This is a genomic window from Microcoleus sp. Pol12B4 (assembly GCF_036701385.1).
Lineage (GTDB): Bacteria > Cyanobacteriota > Cyanobacteriia > Cyanobacteriales > Microcoleaceae > Microcoleus.
Genome location: NZ_JAUBQR010000020.1, coordinates 20,379 through 27,308, shown reverse-complemented (window position 1 = coordinate 27,308; position 6,930 = coordinate 20,379). Strand labels below are relative to the sequence as shown.

General features: G+C 46.3%; 3 protein-coding genes. All 3 read right to left on the bottom strand.

Annotated features, from left to right (window positions below; translation table 11 throughout):
* A partial coding sequence (locus QUA38_RS04935) for an AMP-binding protein (protein WP_333159715.1) occupies positions 1–2,544 on the bottom strand: 2,544 nt, incomplete at its 3' end.
* Positions 2,545–3,262: 718 nt separating this feature from the next.
* Positions 3,263–3,742 (bottom strand): hypothetical protein, encoded by a 480-nt coding sequence (locus tag QUA38_RS04930; protein ID WP_333159713.1) that lies wholly within the window; start codon positions 3,740–3,742, stop codon positions 3,263–3,265.
* A gap of 39 nt (positions 3,743–3,781) precedes the next feature.
* The gene (locus tag QUA38_RS04925) at positions 3,782–6,895 is read right to left on the bottom strand and encodes an efflux RND transporter permease subunit (protein ID WP_333159711.1); all 3,114 of its coding nucleotides are present in this window, start codon (positions 6,893–6,895) and stop codon (positions 3,782–3,784) included.
* Positions 6,896–6,930: the final 35 nt, after the last annotated feature.

The window sequence follows — 6,930 nt, the reverse complement described above, 5'->3', positions numbered from 1 at the left end:
AGCCTCGCCACCGATAATTAAGGCTCTTGTCTGACCCGCCGCCTGCTTACTGGGTAATAACTCACTGAGTAGTGCCAGATGGGCTGGGGTGATTTTGACGAGGCTAAAATTACTTTGAGAACACAAGACGGCACTAAGAGCCTCTATCTCCTGCTTCTCTGGGAGGAAGACTACCCTCTGTCCTACCAATAGGGGAGAGAATAAGCTGGTAATGGTCGCGTCGAAGCCGATCGAAGAATGAACCGGAGAACCAACCCCATCGGCTACTGCATACGCTTTTATGCACCAGCTAAGATAATTGACCAATCCTCGGTGGACAATCATCGTTCCCTTTGGTTTCCCGGTTGAGCCAGAGGTGTAAATTATATAAGCCAAGTTGGCGGCATTAACCCCGCTGTTGAGATTCTGTTCACTCTCCTGAGAAATTACCCCCCAGCCTGTATCCAAGCAGATCGCATACGCATCTTGCTCAGGCAATCCAGTTAGCAACTTCTCTTGGGTCAATAGCACCGACACCTGTGAGTCTGACAGCATGAACGCTAGACGTTCTTTCGGATACGCAGGATCTAGAGGCACGTAGGCTCCACCCGCTTTGAGAATACCGAGAAGCCCTACCATCATCTCAAGCGATCGCTCTACGAAAATCCCCACTAGAACCTCTGGTCCTACCCCCAGTTTTTGCAGGTAGTGCGCTAGCTGATTCGCTCTGGCATTCAGTTCTCGATAGGTCAACTGTTCGTCTTCATAAACTACCGCCACCGCATCAGGTGTCTGCTCCACCTGAGCCTCAAATAACTGATGGATACACTTATCCTTGGGGTAATCTGCCTGAGTATCATTCCACTCCACCAGAATTTTGTGACAATCCAAATCAGATAGCAGGGGAATTTCGGCAACGCGCCCTTTGGGGTCAGTTACGATACCTTGCAAAAAACTAGCAAACTGATCCAGCATCCTCGCAATGCTGTCACCATCCAATGCCTCTGTGTTATAGAGCCAACCGCATTCTTTCCCCTGTGATGGAATGACCAGGGTCAACTCATTACCAAACCCGGCTTGGTGCTCGTCTAGTTTTTCTACCCGTTCTACGACCACCGGAAACATCGGCTTACGACTCAGATCAGGCAATGAACGAAGATCCGGATACCTAGCTACGACATCACGCGCATAAGTTTTGTGAAGTTTTGTCAATTCCCATTGCTTCCTAAAAACTGCAAAAACTTCCTCAAAACTTTGCTCGTAGTCTATATCTACGCGACAAGGAACAATTGAGGCAAAAAAGCTTTCCAGTCCTATCAACTCCCGTTGCAGCTCAACATCCCTAAATCCGATATCGAAACATCCAGTTCCTCCAATACGGCCCAGATAAGTAGCAAAAGCAGCAAACAGGAAGTCGCTCTGATTCCAATCGAGATGGCGCTCCTCCAAGAAGGTTGTGACCTCATGCGGTATGGACATCTTTACACTTGTGTACTGCTTCTGTTCCAAGTGTGATGCCATCGGATCTGCATAGGGAACCGTAATTGGCTGTAACGTCGCCAGCTTCTCTACCCAGAAAGCCTCGTGGTGAGCAATTAACCCATCCAACCTCTCAATACGCCTCGCCCTATCTGGCTCGATGTCCTTAAACTGATACCCAACTTGCAGTCCAAATCTCTCGACCAAATCAGGAATCGATAGCGCTTGACCATCGATGGTCAGCACTTGGTGCAGCGCTACCTCGTAACTTGCTGTAGAAACCGTCAAGAAGCTGGATTCTATCGCCGTGATTGTTCCGGGAGACGACTTAGACAGGTCATCTTTAACTTCGAGTTTGGGGATAACGATCAAGTCGCTCCCTATAGCCAACTTCGCCACACCAAGGGCATTGGGGTAGGAACCAAAGTCCAATGCCCGAATGTCGGCATCCATATCATCGGCACAACGATTGAACGAGAGTACACCTCCAGCAAAAAGTCTTTTTGAGTGTCCCAAATAGGTTCGCTCATCCAGATTTTGCTTGTTCGATAAGGCTTGACCAGTTGAGATCTCATCAACTAACTCTTCAAACGCACGAATTGCCGCTGCATGACATTTCCCAGTGAGAGAAAATGCAGTATCGTCATCAGCAATATCGATAGCAACCTGCTTCAGGATATCGCCACCCTCAACCGAATCGCTCATCACATACCACGTCACCCCATGAGTCTTCTCCCGGTGCATCAAAGCCCAAGAGGTAGCATTGAGTCCCGCATACTTCGGCACTGGGGCGTCATGGTAGTCGATCGCTAGCTGGCGCGGCAACTCCACAATTTCTTTGGGTAATAGCGACCTGTTGACAATGTTGAATAGGTAATCAAAAGGCTGTTGTCTTAAAAATGCTATGAGATTATCTGTTGGCTGGATGTGAGGTATCTCCTTTGCCTTCGCCCAGCTACTTATCGATACATCAAGGGAGATGATCCCGAAAATCTGATGACCCCGCTCTAAAAGAAGTTCGGCACAGTGAATAAGTAAACTTCCTTCTCCAATAAGAAAGCAACTAAATTGATTCTGAATATACATAATTGGTATTGCTTATAGTTTGAGCAAATCAATCCCACAGTGTTGGCCACGGGGTCTTTCCACTGCTGGGACAATCATTTTAGTTGGTTGATCATCATTGTTTCAGGAATGAAAGAGTTCACCGCACGCTCTAGAAGCCTTGTTAGCTAATTGTAGATTTTTTTAAGTAGCTAGGTTGACATCATGACTTCTAATTCGCTATCTAACCCCAGTCCGTCAGCTTTGCCATTGCCAAAGGCTAGCCTAGCGATGCACCAGATCCCCGTGATCCCCATCATAAGCGATCGTTCCCTAACCCTGTCAAGGTGCGATCGAACTCCAGCCCAGTCCGCGATGGTTCCTGACGGGCAATTGTCAGCGGAGTTTTAACCTGGACTTCCCCGATACAAATGTACTAACAGTCCTAAAACTCTAACTCCACAAAGGATGCAACTGTTGAGCTTAAAGTTTGTATCCCTTTATCAGCAATAGCTGACGCAGGATCTCGCGCTCAATTGTTGTAGATTCAATATAATTGCCGATCGCAAACAGATCTCAATCATCTACATGGGCAAACAATTTTTTGCCAAACAATTGAAACCTTTGTGATGAGATATTTTTGAGCTTGTGTAAGTATATTTGCAGGGGGAAGTTCAGTTTAGTGGAAATGCAGGAGGCAGTTGTTTGTTGCTAATAACTAATGCGCCCCTAACTTAGAGCGCATTAGGAAATCAGCTATCTATTGATTGAAGGTAAAACGACCGTCAACTTTTTCTCCGTTAATATCCGCAGTAACTTTCACGGGATAACTTCCTGCATCTTTGCCGGGAAACACCACAGCGTAATGTTTGCCCTCAGCATCATACTTAAGAGCGAGGGTTTGCTGCTTTCCATTCGGCAACTGTACTTGAGCCGTCACTTTGGCGTTAGGAATTGGTTCCTTTTTCTCCCCTTTTTGCACAAAAACATCTAAATGAGTTCCGGTAGCTTCTTTTTCAGGTACAAACTCTAAATAGTAAGCTCCAGACTTTACAACTTGTCCCCCTTTAGTTGCTGTTGCAGGAGCAGTGGCGGGAGTAGAAGAGGCAGGTTGAGAGGCGACAGGAGGAGAGGCTGGATTGTTATTTGGATCGCTTGCTTGGTCGCCTTTACTGCAAGCTCCCAAAAACAGCAATCCGACACTACCTAGAATAACTAAGCTAGACTTGAGCGATTTCATTGGTTTGACTCCTTGCTGACTGACAGTAATTAGAAAATATCACACATTAACTACGTTCCCCTCTTCAATAACGGGCTGAGGTTCTTGAGGTCGTAAAAATGTCCCAAATTTAGCATACAAAGCTGGCAAAACTAACAGAGTTAGTGCTGTAGAAGTAAATAAACCTCCTAAAACTACTACTGACAGCGGTTGCAAAATTTCCTTGCCCGCCCCGCCTTCAAATACTAAAGGTGCTAAACCCAAAGCTGAAGTTAAAGCGGTCATCAGGATGGCGTTGAGCCGTTCCATCGAGCCCTTAATTATTGCTTCCTTAAAAGGCAGTCCTTCAGCAAATTTAGTGTTGTAGTTGTCTACTAAAAGCAAGCCGTTACGGGTAGCAACGCCGAATAATGTGACAAAGCCAACTAGGGAAGCTACAGAGATGATGCCGCCAGTCAAAGCTACCGCAATTACTCCTCCTACTAATCCGATCGGCAAATTAATCATAATCATAGCTGTTGAAGGAAGGGACTTGACGGACAAGTACATCAATACTGTAATTACAAAAAAGGCGATCGCACTAAATATCATAATATTTTGCGAAGCTCTTTGCTCGGCTTCAAATTGACCGCCGTACTGGATAAAATAGCCAAAAGGCAACTGCACCTCTCGTTTGACTTTAGCTTGAATTTCATTCACAACCGATCGCAAATCCCTACCTTTAGCATTCGCTGCCGCCACAATCAAGCGAGAAACATTCTCGCGGTTAATCGTATTTGGGCCCGTACCGTATTTGACAGTCGCAACTTGGGCGAGGGGGATTTTATTGCCACTTGGAGTATCAACCAGCAAATTCTGAATAGTTTCTAAGTTATTTCTAGCTTCAGGCTGCAACCAAACAACTAAATCAAAAGTTTGCTGCACCTCCAAAACTTGAGAAACAACCTTGCCGTTTAAAGCTGTTTCAATTATTTCAGAAAGTTCTCCCATCTTTAAACCGTATCTACCCGCAGCTTGACGGTTAAACTTAATTTGAATTTGTTGCACTGGCACCTGCGGTTCGAGTTGCAAATCCACAATGCCGTCAACGGTTTTCATTTGCTCTTCAACTTTGGCACCAATGCTGCGAAGTTGATCCAAATCAGGGCCAAAGATTTTAACAGCAATCTGACTTCTGACACCAGATAAAACCTCATCCATCCGGTGAGAAATAAAACCGCCGATATTGGGTGCAACTCCCGGCAATCTAGCAAATTCCTGCCGCAGCGACTCCAAAGTTTGCGGCCTGTTTTTCATCCCTGCCTCAGTCAAACCGATATCAATGTGAGCTAAATTGACTCCCGCAGCATCAGCATCTCCCGGAGCTCTGCCCGATCGCACTTGCACGTATTCAAACCTGCTATCATCCTTAAGTGCATCTTCAATAGCAAAAGCCGCGCTATCTGTTGTCTCCAAAGACACCCCCGGATAAAGCTGAATAGTATTCACCAAAGTTTGCTCCTGAAACTCCGGCAAAAACACCCGTCCAAAAGATGGCAAAATAATTAGTGCAGCCACCATACTAGCAGCAGCAAAAGCTAAAATAATCCCCGAATAGCGCATTGATAATTTTATAAAAAAATGATATATTTTTTTGCAAAAGCGAGGCAGCCAAGGTTCCGCAGCACTCATGCGTTTGTTAGGCAACAAAATAGCGCAAAGGGCCGGAGATATTAACAGCGATTCTAGACTAGAAATTACCACAACTACCAAATAAGTAATACCCATAGGCGTAAAAATTCGACCTTCTACACCGGGCAAAGTAAAAATTGGCGAAAACACCACAATCCCAATTACAGTCGCTCCAATTAAAGAATCGCGCACCTCTTGACTGCCGTCAAAAATCACATCCATCACCGGGCGTGGATGAAGAGAAGACGTATTTTCTCTCAAATTGCGGTAGGTATTTTCCGCATAGACAATAGCATCGTCGATCGCAGTGCCGATCGCCACCGACAAACCCCCCAAAGTCATCGTATTCAGCCCCAGCCCCAGCCAATTCATCGCCAGCAGCGCCAACAGCCAAGTCAGAAAGAAATCCAGCAAAACAACCGCCAGAGTGCGCCAATTCATCAAAAACGGGATGAGAATAATGGTGACAATGATACTACCTTCAACTAAAGCCGATCGCACATTCTCCACCGAGGAATTAATATATTCTTCCTGTCGAAAAGTCACAGTAACTTTAATATCTTTTGGCAGAGATTGCTGCACCTCAGCCATTGCTGCCTCAACCGCTTTAGTTACCGTCGGAGTATCAGCAACTGGCTGTCTGTTTACCATCACAATCACAGCTTTTTTGCCGTTAAAACTGCCATCGCCCCGCTTGATTGCAGCACCAATCTTGACCTCAGCTACATCAGCAATTCTGACGGGTGTTCCGTGGCGAGAGGCGATCGCCGATTGCTGCAAATCTTCCAGAGACTCAATCCGCCCCACCCCCCGGATTAAAGTTTCTCGATCCGGCGTAATTAAATACCCCCCCGGCGCGTTAACATTGGCAGCCGCCGCCGCTTCGGCAACTTGCTGCAACGACACATTAAAAGCTTTCAACTTGGCAGGCTCTACTAATACTTGATACTGCCTTTCTTCGCCTCCGTAAGCCACGACTTGAGCAACCCCAGTCACTGCCAAAAGCCGATTTGTGACTTGCCAATCAACTAGACGGCGCACTTCCATCAAAGGAGTAGTTTCCGAGGTAAAAGCATAGGTAATAACAGTGCCCACAGGAGAAGTTGTCGGAGAAATTTGCGGTGTTTCTACCCCAGCCGGGAGTTTGCTTTGCGCTTGCTGCAACCGTTCTGTGATCAACTGGCGCGCTTGATAAATTTCAGTTCCCCAATTAAAGATTACCTTAATCGAAGAAAGGCCCACAGCGGAAGATGAACGCACTGCTGTCACCCCAGGAGTTCCATTAATCGCACTTTCGATCGGTAGTGTTACCAAAGACTCGATTTCTTCCGGCGCGAGACCCGGTGCTTCCGTCTGAATTTCCACCTGCGGGGGTGCAAAAGGAGGGAAGACATCAAGCGACATTTGGGAGAGGATAGAAAATGTCCACAGACTAACAATAATGGTAGCGATAACAACTAGCCAGCGGCGGTTTATTACCCATCTAAGAATAGTGCTGAACATTTAATAATTTGGGAATTGGGCATTGGGCATTGGTA

What these genes read in the sequence shown, in the direction of transcription:
- QUA38_RS04930 (WP_333159713.1), bottom strand. Translation starts at nt 3,742, where the DNA reads ATGAAATCGCTCAAGTCTAGCTTAGTTATTCTAGGTAGTGTCGGATTG.
- QUA38_RS04925 (WP_333159711.1), bottom strand. Translation starts at nt 6,895, where the DNA reads ATGTTCAGCACTATTCTTAGATGGGTAATAAACCGCCGCTGGCTAGTT.